This window comes from Burkholderia sp. LS-044 (genome assembly GCF_004803625.1).
Classification (GTDB): domain Bacteria; phylum Pseudomonadota; class Gammaproteobacteria; order Burkholderiales; family Burkholderiaceae; genus Burkholderia; species Burkholderia cepacia.
This window is the reverse complement of the sequence record NZ_SSWO01000034.1, coordinates 1-17,133: the sequence shown is the minus strand read 5'-3', so window position 1 is coordinate 17,133 and position 17,133 is coordinate 1. Positions and strand designations below refer to the sequence as shown.

At 57.2% G+C, this 17,133-nt stretch carries 10 protein-coding genes, 1 tRNA gene and 5 pseudogenes; 8 read left to right on the top strand and 8 right to left on the bottom strand.

Annotation, left to right across the window (positions count from 1 at the left end):
* Positions 1-66: 66 nt before the first annotated feature.
* Positions 67-1,120, top strand: a pseudogene (locus tag E9536_RS40395) (IS256 family transposase); the annotation flags it as partial.
* Between the two features lie 31 nt (positions 1,121-1,151).
* On the opposite strand, the gene E9536_RS40390 reads toward E9536_RS40395, so the two are convergent.
* Positions 1,152-2,387, bottom strand: a complete 1,236-nt coding sequence (locus E9536_RS40390; protein ID WP_136473177.1) for an IS110 family transposase — start codon at positions 2,385-2,387, stop codon at positions 1,152-1,154.
* Positions 2,388-2,634: 247 nt separating this feature from the next.
* Here E9536_RS40390 and E9536_RS40380 point away from each other — a divergent pair.
* A pseudogene (locus E9536_RS40380) lies at positions 2,635-2,844 on the top strand (transposase); the annotation flags it as partial.
* Positions 2,845-3,193: 349 nt separating this feature from the next.
* Here the strand turns inward: E9536_RS40380 and E9536_RS40375 are convergent.
* The 5 genes from E9536_RS40375 to E9536_RS40355 are packed head-to-tail and all read right to left on the bottom strand — an operon-like array spanning position 3,194 to position 6,766.
* Positions 3,194-3,880 (bottom strand): N-acetylmannosamine-6-phosphate 2-epimerase, encoded by a 687-nt coding sequence (locus E9536_RS40375; protein ID WP_136473175.1) that lies wholly within the window; start codon positions 3,878-3,880, stop codon positions 3,194-3,196.
* Entirely contained in the window at positions 3,877-4,434 is a 558-nt protein-coding gene (locus E9536_RS40370) for a pyridoxamine 5'-phosphate oxidase family protein (RefSeq protein ID WP_136473173.1), read from the bottom strand. The genes E9536_RS40375 and E9536_RS40370 overlap by 4 nt, the downstream gene beginning before the upstream one ends.
* Positions 4,427-4,792 (bottom strand): hypothetical protein, encoded by a 366-nt coding sequence (locus E9536_RS40365; RefSeq protein WP_136473171.1) that lies wholly within the window; start codon positions 4,790-4,792, stop codon positions 4,427-4,429. The genes E9536_RS40370 and E9536_RS40365 overlap by 8 nt, the downstream gene beginning before the upstream one ends.
* A gap of 38 nt (positions 4,793-4,830) precedes the next feature.
* The gene (locus tag E9536_RS40360) at positions 4,831-6,006 is read right to left on the bottom strand and encodes a peptidogalycan biosysnthesis protein (protein ID WP_136473169.1); all 1,176 of its coding nucleotides are present in this window, start codon (positions 6,004-6,006) and stop codon (positions 4,831-4,833) included.
* A gap of 4 nt (positions 6,007-6,010) precedes the next feature.
* Positions 6,011-6,766, bottom strand: a complete 756-nt coding sequence (locus tag E9536_RS40355; protein WP_136473167.1) for a class I SAM-dependent methyltransferase — start codon at positions 6,764-6,766, stop codon at positions 6,011-6,013.
* A 527-nt stretch (positions 6,767-7,293) separates the two neighbouring features.
* Here E9536_RS40355 and E9536_RS41770 point away from each other — a divergent pair.
* The 3 genes from E9536_RS41770 to E9536_RS40340 all read left to right on the top strand — a co-directional run bounded on the left by E9536_RS41770 (position 7,294) and on the right by E9536_RS40340 (position 9,889).
* Positions 7,294-7,455 carry a hypothetical protein gene (locus tag E9536_RS41770; RefSeq protein ID WP_168799638.1) on the top strand — a complete coding sequence of 54 codons (162 nt, stop codon included), beginning with the start codon at positions 7,294-7,296 and terminating at the stop codon, positions 7,453-7,455.
* 1,730 nt (positions 7,456-9,185) lie between these two features.
* Positions 9,186-9,656, top strand: a complete 471-nt coding sequence (locus tag E9536_RS40345; RefSeq protein ID WP_168799639.1) for a DUF6232 family protein — start codon at positions 9,186-9,188, stop codon at positions 9,654-9,656.
* A 156-nt stretch (positions 9,657-9,812) separates the two neighbouring features.
* A tRNA-Ile gene (locus E9536_RS40340) sits at positions 9,813-9,889 on the top strand.
* 20 nt (positions 9,890-9,909) lie between these two features.
* Here E9536_RS40340 and E9536_RS40335 read toward each other — a convergent pair.
* Positions 9,910-10,830: pseudogene (locus E9536_RS40335) on the bottom strand (IS110 family transposase); the annotation flags it as partial.
* Between the two features lie 770 nt (positions 10,831-11,600).
* Here E9536_RS40335 and E9536_RS40325 point away from each other — a divergent pair.
* Positions 11,601-13,235, top strand: a pseudogene (locus E9536_RS40325) (penicillin-binding protein 2); the annotation flags it as partial.
* Between the two features lie 215 nt (positions 13,236-13,450).
* On the opposite strand, the gene E9536_RS40320 reads toward E9536_RS40325, so the two are convergent.
* Entirely contained in the window at positions 13,451-13,798 is a 348-nt protein-coding gene (locus tag E9536_RS40320) for a hypothetical protein (protein ID WP_136473159.1), read from the bottom strand.
* A 35-nt stretch (positions 13,799-13,833) separates the two neighbouring features.
* Here E9536_RS40320 and E9536_RS42470 point away from each other — a divergent pair.
* Both E9536_RS42470 and E9536_RS40310 read left to right on the top strand, forming a co-directional pair.
* Positions 13,834-13,947, top strand: a pseudogene (locus E9536_RS42470) (IS6 family transposase); the annotation flags it as partial.
* Positions 13,948-14,231: 284 nt separating this feature from the next.
* A partial coding sequence (locus E9536_RS40310) for a filamentous hemagglutinin N-terminal domain-containing protein (protein ID WP_136473157.1) occupies positions 14,232-17,133 on the top strand: 2,902 nt, incomplete at its 3' end.

Here is a 17,133-nt window from a genome sequence, read left to right as displayed (position 1 = left end):
TGGCAAGCCAGGTGGGCCTGTCAGGAATTTTGTGTTTAAGGCATAACATGCTCCCAAGGAGAGTTTATGCCTCGCAAACCGAAAGCCCAGCCGGTGGCTCTGCCGGCGATTCCGGCCGAGCTGCTCGAGCAGTTCGGCAACGGTCCGATGACGGCCGAAGCCATCAACGCCGCGACGCTGGCGCTCAAGAAGGCGCTGATCGAACGGGCACTGGGCGGCGAGATGAACCATCATCTCGGCTACCCTCCCGGTGCTGCCAAGCCGGTCAACGCCACGAATCAGCGCAATGGCAAAGGGGCCAAGACGGCTCTGACCGAAGACGGCCCGATCCCGCATCGAGGTGCCGCGTGACCGCGACGGCAGCTTCGAACCCATCCTGATTCCCAAGCACGAACGGCGCTTCACCGGCTTCGACGACAAGATCGTCGCCATGTATGCCCGAGGCATGACCGTACGCGAGATTCAGGGCTTCTTGCTGGAACAGTACGGCACCGAGGTCTCGCCCGACTTCATCAGCTCGGTCACCGACGAGGTCATGGCCGAAGTCACCGCCTGGCAGGCCCGGCCGCTCGAGCCGATGTGTCCGGTCGTGTTTTCCGACGCACTGCGGGTCAAGATTCGCGAAGACGCCGTCGTGCGCAACAAGGCGGTGTACCTGGCGCTGGGCGTGCTGCCCGACGGCACGCGGGAGATCCTGGGCCTGTGGATCGAGAATACCGAGGCTGCCAAATTCTGGATGAAGGTATTCAACGATCTGAAGGCGCGCGGCGTTCACGACATCCTGATTGCCGTCACTGAGGGGCTCAAGGGCATGCCCGAAGCGCTGGCCGCCGTATTCCCGGCCACCACGCTGCAGACCTGCATCGTCCACCTCATCCGCAACAGCCTCGATTACGCCAGTTGGAAGGACCGCCGAGGCTTGGCCGCGGCGATCAAGCCCATCTACGCCGCGCCCAGCGCGGAAGCCGCTCAGGCCGAACTCGATGCGTTTGCGGATGGGCCGTGGGGCCAGAAATTCCCGACTGTCAGTAGCGCGTGGCGCAACGTCTGGGATCGCGTGATCCCGTTCTTTGCGTTTCCGCCGGGTGTGCGCAAGATCATTTACACGACGGATGAAATGCACAAGTCCCGCACCACGCTTCGCTCGTTCGCTATGTTCGCGCCTCAGGCCACCGTATCGGCGCGCTGTCTGATTTGGGGCGCGACTGCTTCCACCGGTTAAACAGTCTTTGATAGGTTCGCTCGGACTGCTCAGCCACGGCTCGCTCTTGCTGACGGACACTCTTTAGACTGTAGGCCGCAGCCGAACCTTTGCGCGAGCCATGCTGCGCCGGCATTCCGGCCTGCAGTTCCAGCGCGCGCAGTTTGTGCGCAGTCAGCGCCGGGCGATCCCACGCGAACGGTTCACCGCGTGTCAGCACATACCATACGATTACTGCGAGTTTGCGAGCAGTCGCGACGGCGGCAATTTGCTGGCCGCGGCGATCGCGCACGCGCAGGAAGAAGGCGCGCAGCGGCCCGGGTGCTTGCGTGGCACCCCAAGCGGCTTCGACCAGCATCGCCCGTGCATAAGAGCGCCCGCGCTTGGTGATGTGACCATGCCTGGCCGGTGCCGGACCGGATTGATAGACTGATAGATTGAGACCGAAGTAGCTCACCAGCTTCTCCGGATTCGGAAACCGCTCGATGTCGCCGATGGCCGATAGCAGCCCGATCGCCACAGTGATGTTGACGCCGGTGATCGTCAACATCACGCGCAGTCGAGCGTCGTCGATGGTCGCTTGCGCAAGTGCTTGCTCCACCTCACGCAGATCGTCGCCGAGGCGGTCCAGTTCGCGCAGTCGCTGCTCAACACCCAGTCGTTCATCCAGTGGCAGCGGTTGAACACCGAGCCACGCACGCCCCTTCTTGCCAAACAGATCGGTGGCGGGACATCGCTCGATCAGGTGTGCAATTAGGACTGCGTGAATCTCGTTCTTCAGCCGTGTACGTTGCCGCACCAGCTGTGAGCGGCGCGCGATCTGCCGACGCAACGCCAGCGTGCGCTCGTCCGGCATCCATACTTCCGGCAGAAAGCCACTTGCATACAGCTGCGCCAGCACGGCCGCATCGATTTTGTCCGTCTTGACACGCGCTTCGGCAATTAGCCGAACCTGCAACGGATTGGCAATCGCCACACGCGCGACATGCGCGCGCAAGACGTTGACGATGGCAGTGGTATTGCCGGTCGCTTCGAGTACCACATGATCGGTGGCACGCAGCTTTGCCGCAAAGCGCTCCAGTTCGTCGCGTCGCAACCCGGTGCGGCCGCCTGCATGCAGCGTGCCATCCTCCAGGTAGGCGATCTCGGCCACCGAGCGCGACACATCTAACCCTACGATTCGCATAACCGTCTCCCGTTTCAGATCACTGTTGGGAGCCGGTGGGACAGCGCGACAACTACGGATTCGCGCTCGCAGCGCAACCGGGCGGGTCGCAGGGGCGGCCAACTACTAACACGAGCTCACGGCTCATCGTATAGGAACGGCCTGCCCACCCGAAGTGCTCCCCAGTGCCCCATGTCCCGGATGGTCACACCATATGCTCAAACCGCTCGGCGCGGGAACGCGAGGCACCGGCTATATCATGCCGGTTACCAACGCCATCGAGAGTCTGAACATGCAGTTGCGCAAGATCATCAAGACCCGTGGTCACTTCCCGAGCGACGAGGCTGCCACCAAGCTCATCTGGCTGGCCTTGCGCAACATCACCGCGAATTGGGGAAGTGCCGCGCACGACTGGAAGACGGCCATGAACCAGTTCGCTATCCTTTATGCAGATCGGTTCGTTCGACCTTCCGTGTAATTGTTCCACCCGCCTTGAACACGGAAATCCTGACACCCCCAGCCAGGTCAATGTCATCACCGCGCGAATGCCTCGTAGATTGCTACGAGGATATGGCATGAGAGTAGCACTTAACTTCAAGTGCCCATTACCTGGTATTCCGGGCACGAGATAGAGGTTGTACCGCATCGATCAAATATGACAATACGAGACACTCAGCCTGTTTGAGCACGGCCACGATTTGCTCCACCGAGTATTGCTTGCGCTTCATCGCCAATCACCCGTTCCTATTGGGAAAATTGAATCCGAAACACTAACACTCATTTGTGTCCAGGATTTCTAGAGCAGATCAAGCGGATAGATCACTGAATCACTCGGACATTGCTTTAACGAAGCGAGCGGTCGTAATTTGAGGTCGGGTAATCGCGCTACCGACCACGACGAAATCGGCTCCACATTGTAACGCCCGAGCAGCTTGAGACGGTGTCTCAATTCCACCCTCTCCAACTAGTGGGCAACGCGTTACTGCTGAACGAAGCGCTCGAAACGCTGCAAAATCGGCGTCGCTAAGCTTGCTGCCAAATGTTTCAGGAGTGTAGCCGAAAGCAGCGCTGGAAATGCAATCGAATCCAAGTGCTTGCGCCCGTACCGCTTCGTCGACTGTAGCCACTTCCGCCATTAATGGCAGTGTTGGAAAACGATCACGGATACGGTAGTAGAAATCTTCTAGCGTATCACCGTTAGGTCTTCGCCGTTTGGTCGCTTCAAGACCTGCCATGTCGGCACCTGCCCTCCAGATAGCATCGATTTCCGATAACGTTGGGGTCAGTACGATTTCCGCGCCAGGGTAGGGTTGACTAATCACGCCGATCACTGGCAAGTCCACAGCGGCCTTTACTTGCGCTATTTCGGCGTAGCCATTCGTCAATACCCCGGCGGCGCCCCCGCTCACTGCAGCGCGTGCTAGAGCGTCTACATGACCGAATAGCGGCTCATCGGCAAGCGCCTGACACGATACGACGAGCTTCCGATAAAGACGTGAAAAGAGCTGATTCATAGCGTGTTAGCAAGCGTAACGCCGAACTCCAGCGCGAGTTGGTCGGGAGATGGAAGTTCGACGCGCCGATCCTCCTTGTTCCTTAACCACTGATCGATATCGAGTAGCCACCATGCATCAATTGTTAGCTTGTAGAAGCGTCTTACGCCACTGCCAATGAATTCGTCAATGGGCAACATCCAGTTTTGACGGATGGCTTCGTCCGGAAAGTTTAGACGGTAGTAAGCAGCATGCATTGCAATAGCAGATGATTCATCTACTTCGCGCGCGATGCCGCCGAATTGAATTCCGTCAAGTCCCAGTGGAGATAGTGCAGGCACAAGATCGGCTCGGAATATCGAGCCCGTTACCCCAGATCGAGTTGTGATGTTAAGAGAGTGCCGCGCACCCTTCATTGAATACCAAAGCAGGTGAATTTGATGATCCACCACTGGAACGTAATTTACAGTGGATGCCCACGGTTCACCGTTATTGTCGGATGTCGCTAATGTCATGAACCGCGTGTTCCGTATTAGCCAGAACGTTCGTTCCTGAAGCGATCGTAGTTCATTCATTGTGACCTCGATTGGATATTGAATCGGTGCGACGTATCGGCGCGTCGGTTAAGATGCGCGCGTCCAAGATTTCCCACCACAATTCCTGTTCTACACGCCGACGTTCCCAGGCGGCGTCCTGCGAGCGCACCGATATTTCGGTGCGGTAAGCTCCCCATGCAGCTTCGTCGGAAAAAGAAATTATATGTTCAAGTGAGTGCACGTCCGCCCCAATCGTGCGAACATACCAACGTGGATCGTGCGCCATTTCTAGGCCGGCGTAAAACCACGACTCCCGATCGCTGACCCAAGACCAGAACGCATTTATATTGAGGCGCGCATGAGAGGTGGGCCGCAATATGTAGACGAGATGCAACATTTTTTGGCTTCCTTTTTTTCATGATTGTGACGATTTATTTAAATTTCCCATTCTCGACTGAGGTGGCCTGCGTATTCACGCCGAAACTCATCGATAAATGATTTATTGTGCTTATCAATGGCGAAAAAGTTGAGCTTTGCGGGATTGGTAAGCTTAATAACTGCGGCCAACGGCTCTATTTTTGCACCTCTGCGGATTTTTGCTTTAAGCGCAGATGTCGATAAGCGAAGAAATTTCAAACCATTGTTGGCGGCATAGTTGATTGGAGCGTAGTAAGTGAGAACGAAGTAGCGGAAATCTTTATCCGCGATTTCATAGTTGCAGCCAAAATAACGGGCGTGAAATGTTTCGCCGAATCGATAGAATACTGTCAAAGCTGTCACCTCATCGCCGCGCCTAGAAATTGCGGCGACCGCTGATTGCAACGCACCGGCCGTTCGTTGCCCGTTAAACATTCGGGCCATCCACGCTTCCCCTTGTCTGCTGCCATAGCGTGCCCGATTCTGCGCTACGAGACGTGCTGCGATTAACTCGATATGCTCGTCAATCGGAGTCCATTCAATATGGTTTCCGTTGCGTTCGAACGCACAAATTTCTGCCTTCCCTTGAACCCGATCGTGCCTCTTCCATGCCATCATCGCTTCTGGCAAGCCACCTGCTGGAATTGGTGCTGCTGCCTCAGCTGAGTGCAATAACAAAGTGCCGTCGATTGCTTCAGAGAATTCTTGCGCGGCTGACAATGGCATGTACGGCATGACAATGCCCGCGCAACCACGCTGCATAGCAAGTTCGGTAGCCACTTGTCCGAGGTGCTGTAAGCATCTCCGACGCCGCGTTCCCGCTACACAAGGAATTTCGTTGTGAGTGGAGCGTCGCCCTCCGAGCCAGAGAAAAGGCTCATGCCAAGGTCCACTTATGTTTTTAAAATAGTCAGGAAGAGAGAATAGTCCCGGAGTACGCTCGCCGGCCCAAAGTGCGCATCCGGCGACCAAACCAGCCGCAGAGCGGACAGTGAGAACGTCGGTGCGACCAAGTGCATTATCAAGGCTGGTGAGCCAGCGATAGCTGTTGAAGAAATTGTTATCTGAAACGAGAGCGTCCCAGCTATGCTCATCAGTAGCGGAAATGTTGGTTAATACCTGATTATAGAGTATATCACCCGATATTGGCGCACTTCTGAAGTGGTGGTTGAGAGGTTTCTCGCTCAGTGTCATAAACTCACCCACGATGAGCGTTAATTATAATGGTGTGAGGTTGCTTGAGATACGTTTGCAAATTACTCGGCGCTGCGTAAATTTTTTGAAAGGCGATCGGAGTGGGGTTGCTCAACGAGACATTCACGAAACCTGCCTCCGCTAGTACTTCCTTGAGAGTCTGTTCAGACCAATACCATGCGTCTACGCTTGCTCGTTTCTGATCAATACACAACTCAAGTCGAACTCGCCCAGCATCGGCATACGGAGCTTGAAGGTGGTCGTCTGCCACCAAGCGAAATCCGTACGATTCGTAGTAGTCAGGGGAGGGAGAGTAATTTGGATGAATCGGTAGTGCGATCAGGCGGCCTCCTGGACGCAGTAGCCGGGCCATGTCGGCACACATTGAATATAACTCCGTCCGGGTCCGTGCGTATGGTAAAACATAGACGGCAAGTACTATATCAAATTGGTCTGTGAGTTCCGCACCAAGCGTAGACGTGAAGGAAATTTCGAGTTTTTCCTTTTCGGCGCGGCGGCGTGCATAGTTGAGCATGCCTGGGGCCAAGTCATAACCGATAACGCGCGCGGCTCCATTGGCCTTCAGCCAGCGACCATACATACCCGTGCCACACCCAAAGTCGACGACACTTAGTCCGGCGATTTTGCCAATATTTTCCAATACGCTTGGAATTTCGATATCCTGTCGAAATGGCCAGCTTGCCATGTCTTCATATAGTGCGGCCAATTCATCGAATTGTGCAGCTGCATCTTGATTCATATAAAACCCCCCGTAGTTCGCGTCTTTCTATTAAAGAGGGATGGTGTGCGAAAAGTCAAGCCTAATGTAGATGAATTTTTTGTGTGCATGATGCGGCGCGAGATGAAGTGCTTCGATAGAAGTGCTTCGATAATTAAACGGCTAATTAACATGATGCGAGAGTGAATAGCATTTTTATCGGGTAGCGGAGATTGTGTGATAGATAAGAGGCGTGGTAGCGCAAAATTTGACAAGAGTGGATTCCATTTTTGGGGGAGCGGTGCAGGCGCACTCGACAATCAGTCTGGAATATCTTCTCCCGGCGGCGCTCAATCTCGGGAGTTACTAGCGTCACGCGGCCTCGACGAGCAGCTTTCTTGCGCACTGTGTCCGCTCTTCGTGATGCTGCTTCGGTGGCGTTCGACAGGCGGTCAGTTGGCGACTGCTTCGTGAAGTCTGTTTCCAGGCGTTCGTGTCGTGCACGGCGGCCTTCGAGGGCCTGTCAAGAGTTTTGTGTTTAGAGCATAACATGCTCTCCGGGAGAGTTTATGCCTCGCAAACTGAAAGTTCAGCCGGCGGCTCTGCCGGCGATTCCGGTCGAACTACTTGAGCGGTTCGGTAGCGGTTCGATGACGGCTGAAGCCATCAATGCCGCGGTTCCCGCCGCCGATCTTTCGCCGATTGAGTTTGAGCGACGCTACGCGTGCTAAACGGCTCGTGAGTGCTTATGAAACTCTAGTCAATTCATGGCTTTAATCTGCGAGATTGGTGCCATGCATAACGCAAATCCTGTTTCGAGGTTTGTTCGGACGCGCTCCTGAAATTTCCTGTCATGCTCATCCAAAATGCGTGGAAACAAGACAATTCTTGTTGTTGAGGGGGGGTGGGGCGGGCATCATAGTTCTCAACCACGCCCGTCCCCGTGTGTGGTTGGCCTGGGCTGTAAAGCGCTGGCTTTGCGCCTTTGATGCCGCCCCGTCATTGGGGCGGCTTTTTTGGGTTATAAGCCTTGGAGTTCGATTTTGTCGCATCTCGGGGGCATTGGATTGATCGGATGGCGCTCGAGTTGAGGCGTAATTGGTGGTGCAGTAATCGACTTAAATCCATGTGCGATAATTTTTGTGGCTGGAATGAATGTGTTGTTGGCTTGGTGACGCGTTCTAAGTCCGTCGCCGTGATCGATGCCGCGCAGCCTTGTGTTGCGTAGTGTGGTCGTATCGGTGTTGCGTTGAGGTGTCGGTCACGTGCTGATCAGTTTTGTGGTGGTTGAGTGTCAATTGGGGGCGGCCACGCGTGATCCGCGGGTTGGTTTTTCGTTGGCTTGGGTGGTGCGTGCCGACGATAAGTTGGTCGCTGGCACATGAAGGGATGGGCTTGCCCCTCGCGTAGCTTGCGGGTGGCTGGATCGTTCGGTGGGATCTTGCATCCGGCGTCAGCTGATCGCCTGGTTGGCGGCCAACAAGCCGTATTCAAACCGAAGTTGGCCGTGTCGGTGAGTCGCTCGGGCGGCAGTCAGTTCTAGGGTGTCACCGAGTGAAGATCGATCAAGGTGCGATTATTCGGGGGGCACTATTCGCTCGCATGAGGGTTTGGCGGTTGGCGAATAGATAAGCGACCCTCTCTCGGGACGTATGGCGTGGCTCTTGGTGCGAGTCGCAGAGGTCTCCGGTGGGAGTTGGGGGCAACGAGGGGCGGCTGAACAGGGTCGCTGGATCAAAAGGTGGTGCGCCTCCCTTTGATCGTTATGGTCGGGCGATTGCAATTGTTAGCTGCGACTGCCAACAGGGCTTGTAAGTGATGTGCTTTTCTATTTCGCTGGTCGTTAGGCTTGGTGCGGTCGGCCCTGCATTTGTGTGTCTGCGGTGTGCCGTCACATCAAACTCGCGTCGTTGTTTGAGTGGGAGCTCGTTTCAGTGAGGCGAATCGACACTAGGGTGCTGGTTCGGCTGGTTGCAGAGTCGGGCGATTCGGCGGCCGCGCTTGCGCTTTATGAATATAGTATGCGGCTCGGGCATGGAAAAATTGCCTTGTTACGGTATTTGGATGCCAAGGACTTGGCCGCGCCGTTGTCTGAAAGTCACGATACTTACGCTAGAGCTGTTGCGGCTACGCTTAGTGGTTCAGAGGTGGAGAAAATTGCTAGACATGCACTTGAGAAAAGCCGGCTCCGCCGTAGGCGGTCGCGCTAGGTGCCTCTTTGTATCGACTTCATCGATGTGATCTCCCTTGTAGTGAGGGCGCCTAGCTCATTCATAAATCCGTATTGGACGGCTTTAGATTGAAATATTTTTGAATACAATTCGAGATCAATCTTATTTGCGTAATGCGAGTAAGTCCGCCGTGCCGTCACGGTAATTTCCTTGGGGTGGGTGTGGCGTGGGTGGTCGTTGTAAGTTGCGTGACTCTCCTCTTTTTTAATATGACGCACAACGGAGGTAACTTGGTCAAAGTAAGTTGTCGCAAGCACTCCAGTGAGAACGATGGCATTGATTTATTGTCCACGCAACAGGATGCCTCCGAATGTCGGGGGGGAGTTGTTGGTCACGTATTTTTTGCCGACCATGGAGTAAGTGTTACGAGTGCCGATTTAGTGCTGCCGAATCGCGCAGTATTATCCGTAAGTGAAATATATTCGGCTCGCGTCATTTGGAGTTCTCCTGAGCGCCGCTCCTGTGCGCTCCTTTTGTTTGTCTGTTTGGCAATTTTTATTTTTTCTAAACAACTTGATGTAAGGCTTGCAAGTGCGGTCGCGATTGTCGCCTGTTTCGCATGGGGGGGCTCTATGAAATCCACCTACCAAGTCGAACTTACTACTTCAACTGGTAAATCTCGCGTGCTGGAGTCCCCGGATAAGCAATGGATTTCGAATGTCGTCGATGCTGTCAATCGGGCAGTCCGATGTCGCGAATAAGCAGCCCGGGCAAGGCATTCATCGCGAACTGCTACGTCGTTGGGTTGGGCCGTCGAGAGTAATGTTCCATGCGCTCCGGCAAATTTGCGATGTGAATTTGGATTAGCGACTTCGCGAGACGGTAGTATTATTGTAACTCCAGCGAGGTAAAAATACGGGCCTGTAGCTCAGTGGTTAGTAGCAGTCGACTCATAATCGATTGGTCGCAGGTTCAAGTCCTGCCGGGCCCACCAAATAATCTACACATGACCCCAACATTGCGGAGTGAAGCGAAGGCTTTGTGGGCAATTTCGGTCAGGTGACTGACAGCGGTCCTGATGCCCACTCCCGGCATGCTGGTTAGGACCGGCCAAAGAGGGTGAGCAAGCACCAGTCGTTCAACTTCGGCGGCAATTTCGTCGCGCTGCTTGCGCAAGGCGGCGAGTTGCTGAGCCAAGCGAGGCATGACGATAGTGGCAGCGTGCGTACCGGGCACGATCACGGCTTGTTCGTTCAGCGCCTGAACGATTTCGGCCGCTAAGCCTTTGCCCATGCGAGGAGCGAGCTTGGTCAGGCGATTGGCGAGCGTCTTCTCGCTGGTTCCGGCAAGCGCGGCGGGCGACGGATAGCGCTCAAGCAGACCGAGTACCGCAGGATGGTCAAGGCGCGGTCCGAGAACACGCTCGAGCGCCGGATGGATCTGAGTAAGCAGGCCGCGAATGCGGTTGCTGGTTTGCGTGACCTGAGCGGCGAGGTCGTCATCGAAGCCGCAGAGCATGGTGAGTTCGGCGAGCTGCTCGTCGGCCAGTCGAAGCGAGCGCAGCGTATGCGGCATCGAGCGAGCGGCTTCGGCGATGATGGCGGCGTCGCGGGCATCGGTCTTTGCTTCGCCGGCGTGCAAATCAGCGATGCGGCGCATGGCCAGTCCGGGCAGATAGGCAACGAGTACGCCTTCAGCGCGGGCGACGGCTACAGGAAGCGCACCGATGGTGGAAGGCTGGTCGACGACGAACAGTAGTCGACCGTGAGTCTTGAGTTCGGTGATGAGGGCGCGCAGCTTGGCCTCGTCGTTGGGTAGAGCCTTGTTGTACAGGCGCTTACTGCTCCGATCGAGTGCCACGGCGTGATGATGGCCTTTACCGACATCGACGCCGATAAAGACATCGACGGCGTCACGTTGTTGAGTGTCTTGCATCGCAGTTTATGCAGAGTGAACGGATTGGCCTGCAACAACGGTGGCAAGTCTCGGCATCCACGTTACGGACGGCGTCGGGATATCCCGGCCAAACCCCTATCAGCGATCACCAGCCACCCACCAGGCCCGGTGACAAGACCCCCGGATCATGGCTGCGACTGGGGGCGAGAATCATGCCGGGCCTAGCTGGCCATAGCCCCGATTATCGGGGCGTGAAGATAGTAACGGGGGCATATTCGGAACGTTGTACCTGGCGACTTGTATGTCGCGCGAGCTCCGTTGGGCCAACGGACCTACGCGAGAGGCATCGACATGAGATTATTCAGACCAGCCAAGCTGGCACAAAGTGGGTATATCGAATCGCTCAGTGGCAAATTCCGCAATGAATGCATTGATCACTCAGGTGTCAACGCGGCATGGCGCCGGAATTGCAGAGAGCAAAGGTCGCAAGCAGTGCACAGAATTCCCCCTCGCCATTCGGGTTCGCGGCGAAGCATCGGGTGATCCCGGATGGCCGGTCGTATTTCTGGACTTGGTTGAAAAGGGTTCTGCTAGAAAATAATTGTCTATATTGCTTGAAAAATCTGATAGTAGGTTGGGAGAAGGTGGTTCGGAATGTTGTATTTTTTGATTGATGAGAATAGAAGTGCCTTGATAAGTCGGTTTGAATGTTCGTGGATTATGCTGGAAAGGGAATTTATGAGGCTGCAATTTTTTGAAATATTTTTCCGCGTATTCTGAATATCGCCGAAATGAAATTCCGGCAGCTGTGGCGCTCAAGACTTGTCGTATTCATTGTGTTCGTGGCATTCGCTGGTTTGGTGGCGCGTGCCTTTTGGGTGCAAATCGTGAATAAGGATTTCTATGTCGGTCAGGGCCAGAAGCGCTATCAGCGCACGATCGAGCTCGACGCGATGCGCGGGCGCATCGTCGACCGCAGCGGCGCGATGCTCGCCGTCAGCCTGTCGACCTATGAAATCTGGGCGAACCCGAAACAGGTCGCCGACACCGATTACCCGCAGATCGCGAAGCTGCTCGACCTGCCGCTCGTCGAGGTGAAGCGGCGTCTCGGCAACGACAAGACGTTCGTGCTGCTCAAGCGGCAGGTCGACGCCGACACCGCGAGCCGGCTCGACAAGCTCGCGATCGACGGCATCACGCAGATAGCCGATTCGAAGCGCTTCTACCCGGAAGGCGAATCGGCCGCGCACGTGGTCGGCTTCACGAACGTCGAGGACAAGGGCCAGGAAGGCGTCGAGCTCGCGGCGAATGCGCGCCTGTCGGGCACGTCCGGGCAGCGCGAGGTGATCCGTGACCGGCTCGGCCGCATCGTGTCGGACACGCGCCCGCTCGTCCCGGCGCAGCATGGCGCGACGATCGAGCTGACAATCGACCGCCGCATCCAGCAGCTCGCGTTCAGCCAGCTCAAGGCGGCCGTGGTCGAGAACAACGCGGTGGCCGGCAGCGTCGTCGTGCTCGACGCGCAGAACGGCGAGATTCTCGCGCTCGCGAACTACCCGACCTTCGACCCGAACGACCGTGCGCGCCTCACCGGCCAGCAGCTGCGCAACCGCGCGGTGATCGACACGTTCGAGCCGGGCTCGACGATCAAGCCGCTCATCGTCGCGCTGTCGATCGACGAGCGCAAGGTCACGCCGAACACGATCATCAACACGTCGCCGGGCACCTACAAGATCGGCCCGGCCGTGATCCACGACACGTCGAACCACGGCTCGCTGACGGTCGCGCAGGCGCTGCAGAAGTCGAGCAACGTCGCGCTCGCGAAGCTCGCGTTGAACCTGCCTGCCGAAACGATCTGGAACAAGTACCAGGAATACGGGATCGGCCGCGCGCCGGAACTGACCTTCCCGGGCGTCGCGTCGGGCCGGCTGCGCGGCTACAAGCGCTGGCGGCCGATCGAGCAGGCGACGATGGCGTACGGCTACGGGCTGTCGATGTCGCTGCTGCAGATTGCGCAGACCTACACGGCCTATGCGGGCGACGGCACGCTGCACCCGGTGTCGCTGCTGAAGAACGGCACCGACCAGCAAACGATCGACGCGCATCGCGGCCACCGCGTGACGTCGCCGCAGACGGCCGCCGCGATCCGCTCGATGCTGGAAATGGCGGTGGGAGAAGGCGGTACGGGGCGCCGCGCGCGCGTCGACGGCTACCGGATCGGCGGCAAGACGGGCACCGCGCGCAAGCAGGTCGGCGCGACCTATGCGAAGGGCAAGTACCGTGCGCTGTTCGCGGGCATGGCGCCGATGAGCAACCCGCGCCTGATCGTCGCGGTGATGATCGACGAACCGCGCGGCAAGGGCTACTACGGCGGCACGGTGGCCGGCCCGGTGTTCGCGTCGGTCACGAGCGGCTCGCTACAGTTGATTGGCGTACCGCCCGATTACTGACTGTGGTGCCTGGTGTCGCGGGTGAGAAATTTGTTTCATCTGTCGATTTGTAGGCGTGTGGCACAGGCAATCTGATTCCCATTAGAGGCGAGTAGCCCCTGAGGCTGGTCCAATTTCCGTCCCGGTCTTAATTGGAAAATTCCGGCTCGCTGTCTCCGCAGCGATTCGGCCAGGATGAGACCACGCAAGACAGGCAGGACGAACACGCTTCAAAGAACCGGCGTTCCTCCAACTATCAGGCCGCTGAAAGCCACGTCGAAGGCCGCGTTTGTCAATGCGGTAGATAGCGATTCCTCGTTCAAAACGATAGCGATCATCATCGCCAGGCAAAGCAACCTGACCAATGGGCCGAAGTCGTGCAGGCCGCGTTGCGCACGACGGTGCGCGCTCCACGATTCCCGTTGAGTGCATGCCAAACGTACTGCCGGCAGAAAGAACATTGCGGTTACAAACGTGCCGATAAATAGCGATTTGGCGCTGTTCCAGAAGGCGAGTGCGTCCATTGAACCGAACGGTGCGATCAGCATGAAGGTGCTGAGGGCAAGCACGACGAGCATGAACAGAAAGCTGGATAACGTGAAGCACGTATTCGTCAACTCCTGCGCGCGTAAACAACGGAGCCGAAAACAGCCATCAGCCTACGCGCGAACGCGAGTGCCGGATGCGAGGATTTCGACTGCCCGGGCGCACGCAAGTTTTCCCGTCGTGCTTCGGCCGGATTCGGTAACACTTCGCGCTCAAGCCGCACCTGCAGCGCGCTTCGCTCTACCGCAACAACTCGCTGCACGATTCGATGCATGGCGATTTTTCACTGGCGTTACCCAAGATTCGTCCGCCGTTTTCTGAGACACCACTGTCTTCGCACATATCTGTTCACACGGTCAACAACGTGACAGCGCCCCAGGAAATAAAAATCCAAAAAAGAGACATTTCTTATAGTAATTTCAGGGCGGGGGGGGTTAGATATACAGCAGGCTTTATTGCATACTTATGAAATCATATCTCCTTTCTCTCTTTCGCTGCCTGTTCCGCCGTCATTGCGTCAAGTCGGCATCGCCCTCGCGGTTGCTGCTCGCGTTGTTTTCGCGTGTCGCTCTGGTGGCTGCCTCAGGCCATGCGATGGCTGTGGGTACCGGCACGGTGGTGCAAGGCAATGCCGTCATCCAGGGGGGGGCGGGGCAGCCGATGACGACGATCAACCAGTCGAGTGACCGGGCGGTGATTAACTGGAATAACTTCAATATCGGCAAACAGGAGTCGGTGACGTTCAATCAGCCGAATGCGAACTCCGCCACATTGAACCGGGTCACAGGCCCCGATGCGACGCAGATCATGGGGACGCTGAAGTCCAATGGCCGTATCTTTATCGTCAATCCCAACGGCGTGGTGTTTGGCCAGGGTGCGCAGGTTGATGTGGGTGGGCTGGTGGCGTCTTCGCTGGGCATCAATAGCAACGACTTCATGGCGGGGAGGTGGAGCTTTGCGGCCGGCTCGACTCAACCAGGACTGGTGCAGGTGGCGCCGGGCGCGGAAATTACGGCGAAGTCATTTGTTGCCTTGCTTGGCAACTCAGTATCGAATGCGGGGACAATTACTGCGGGTATGGACCCGAACGCGGATAGCCGGGGTATTTCGCTGGTGGCCGCGGACGCCGCAACGATCCAGGTCGGTAGCTGGAATGTGGTGATTGATAAGCCGGCAATGAATGCGTTGGCGGAGAACTCGGGCAGCCTGGTGATTGGCGAATCGCAGTCGGACGGCTCGATTCAGCTGAATGCGGCTGGTCGCAACGCCTTGATGGGGGTGTTGCTGACCAGCGCGGGTACGATCACGAACCAGAGCGAGGGGAAAAATAGCTCCACGTCGTTGATCTCATCTGCGGGCATCTCTGTTGGCGGACAAATCACTTCTGCCGGGGGAGCGGTCAACATCCTTGGGCGCGACATCACCCTTTCCGGAAACATCACGGTGGGCGCCGGTGGCAGCTCCCCTCCCGTTTCTGTCACCGTGGGAGATCGTGATCTGACTAATGCGGTGACGCAAGCGATAGATAGCACTGTGGCGGCCAACGGCGTGGACGCTGCAATCAAAATCGCGGCGCAAAACGTTCTGACGCTATCGGGAGCGTTACTCGCGCCGAATGGGCAAATTTCGCTTGAGGCGCCGATTCTCGACACAGGCCTGCTCGTTCCGGTCGCGGACAAAATTTCCATGCTTGGGATAGAGGTCATCGCCAAGCTCCCGCTCTACACGCAAGACGGCCTAAACGTCTATCTCGGCAAAGATGGCAACTTCTATGCCGAGGGCGGCATTCTTCTGGATCCTACGGCACACCTCTATGATGAAGTAGATGGACACGATGTCGGAGACGTAGGTAGTGCTTACAAGAATTCTGGAGACTTTTATGACGACACTCCTTCGACGCTTGTAACGGCGATCAGGTATATCAAACCCATAAACGGGAAGACCCTTTGGTGGGATAGGGTGTCGGGAAAGGTATACGACTCGAAGACCGAGCCCAGACATGAGATGGTTGGCCAAACAGTCACGTTTCAAGAAGACGGTACCTCCTGTCAAATTGTGCGCGCACCAGATGGTTCTGATTGGCTTGTTTCTTGGAGTTCAGAAGATCCCAATAAGTCAAGGGTCGTCCTGTCAGTGCGGCGGGGCGGGCTATTGGTGGAATCGACACTGCAGAATGCCGCCGGCAAGAATGACGGTTATGTCATCAAGTTAGTCGACGGAACCTTGGTTTTTGTCGATAGCCGCTATCAGATCGTGGAGAGTATAGAGAGAGAGACTATCGACGCTCAGCCTAGGCTGAGCGAGCATCCTCGAACAGTGGAGAAAAATCAAGCCGGGCAGTGGGGCTATCGCTATGAGTTGCTTGACCATCCACTGAAGGAGCTCGCGCTCAAGGGCAAAAATAACGATGAGGCCAAGGTTTACCAAACGCTCGACGGAAAACTTGCGGACAAGGGCGGCCAGGTGCTGGCCGAGAACACGCAGGTGGTGCTGAAGGGCGAGGGCCTTACTGGTCAGAAGACGCTGGATGCGACGGTGGGTGCGGACCAGACGCTGGCCGGGCTGAAGCTGGCCGACGGCTCGCGCACGCAGGTGGAAAAGGATCTGGGGCGCACGCTGGCGCCGGAGTATCGGGCGCTGGATGCGAAGGGCGTGCCGCAGACGGAGGCGGTGTCGCGCAACGTGAAGGGCGAACTGGTGAAGGCGGACGGGACGGCGTTCGCGGCGGGCACGCGCTTCGTGAACGTGGACCCGAAGGGCCTGGACACGGTGGGTGTCGAGAAGCAGATCAAGGACGCGAAGGGCAATGTGCTCACCACCGTGCATGACTACACGTCGGTCGGCAAGCCGGGTGCGATGACCGTGGAGGTTGATGCGCAGGGTCATGCGCGGCCGGTGACGGGCATGAGTACGGCTGCGGCCGGTGGTGACACGCAGGTGTACCAGCTGGTGGACCCGAAGACGGGCCAGGCGACGGCGTACGTGGATGCGAACCTGAAGCCGGTCACGAAGGTGAACGTGCCGGACACGACGAAGCCGGGTCAACAGAAGCCGCTCGAGGTGGTGCAGGCGCCGGTGGACCCGTTGAATCCGGGAGGTCCGAAGCACCCGGTGCTGGTGGATCCGGGCACGAAGCTGCCGGTGGACCCGAATGGCACGCTGCTGCCGGCGCTTGCGGAGGTGACGCTGGCGAACCGGACGGGAGACGCCGCGAAGGTGTACCAGCTGGCCGATGGCAGGCTTGCGGACAAGGGCGGCCAGGTGCTGGCCGAGAACACGCAGGTGGTGCTGAAGGGCGAGGGCCTTACTGGTCAGAAGACGCTGGATGCGACGGTGGGTGCGGACCAGACGCTGGCCGGGCTGAAGC

Excerpts from the sequence above, each read along its gene's own strand:
- E9536_RS40390 (WP_136473177.1), bottom strand. The coding sequence starts at position 2,387 with ATGCGAATCGTAGGGTTAGATGTGTCGCGCTCGGTGGCCGAGATCGCC.
- E9536_RS40365 (WP_136473171.1), bottom strand. The coding sequence starts at position 4,792 with ATGTTGCATCTCGTCTACATATTGCGGCCCACCTCTCATGCGCGCCTC.
- E9536_RS41770 (WP_168799638.1), top strand. The coding sequence starts at position 7,294 with ATGCCTCGCAAACTGAAAGTTCAGCCGGCGGCTCTGCCGGCGATTCCG.
- E9536_RS40360 (WP_136473169.1), bottom strand. The coding sequence starts at position 6,006 with ATGACACTGAGCGAGAAACCTCTCAACCACCACTTCAGAAGTGCGCCA.
- E9536_RS40375 (WP_136473175.1), bottom strand. The coding sequence starts at position 3,880 with ATGAATCAGCTCTTTTCACGTCTTTATCGGAAGCTCGTCGTATCGTGT.
- E9536_RS40370 (WP_136473173.1), bottom strand. The coding sequence starts at position 4,434 with ATGAATGAACTACGATCGCTTCAGGAACGAACGTTCTGGCTAATACGG.
- E9536_RS40320 (WP_136473159.1), bottom strand. The coding sequence starts at position 13,798 with ATGCTCGTCGTGCTTGCCCTCAGCACCTTCATGCTGATCGCACCGTTC.
- E9536_RS40355 (WP_136473167.1), bottom strand. The coding sequence starts at position 6,766 with ATGAATCAAGATGCAGCTGCACAATTCGATGAATTGGCCGCACTATAT.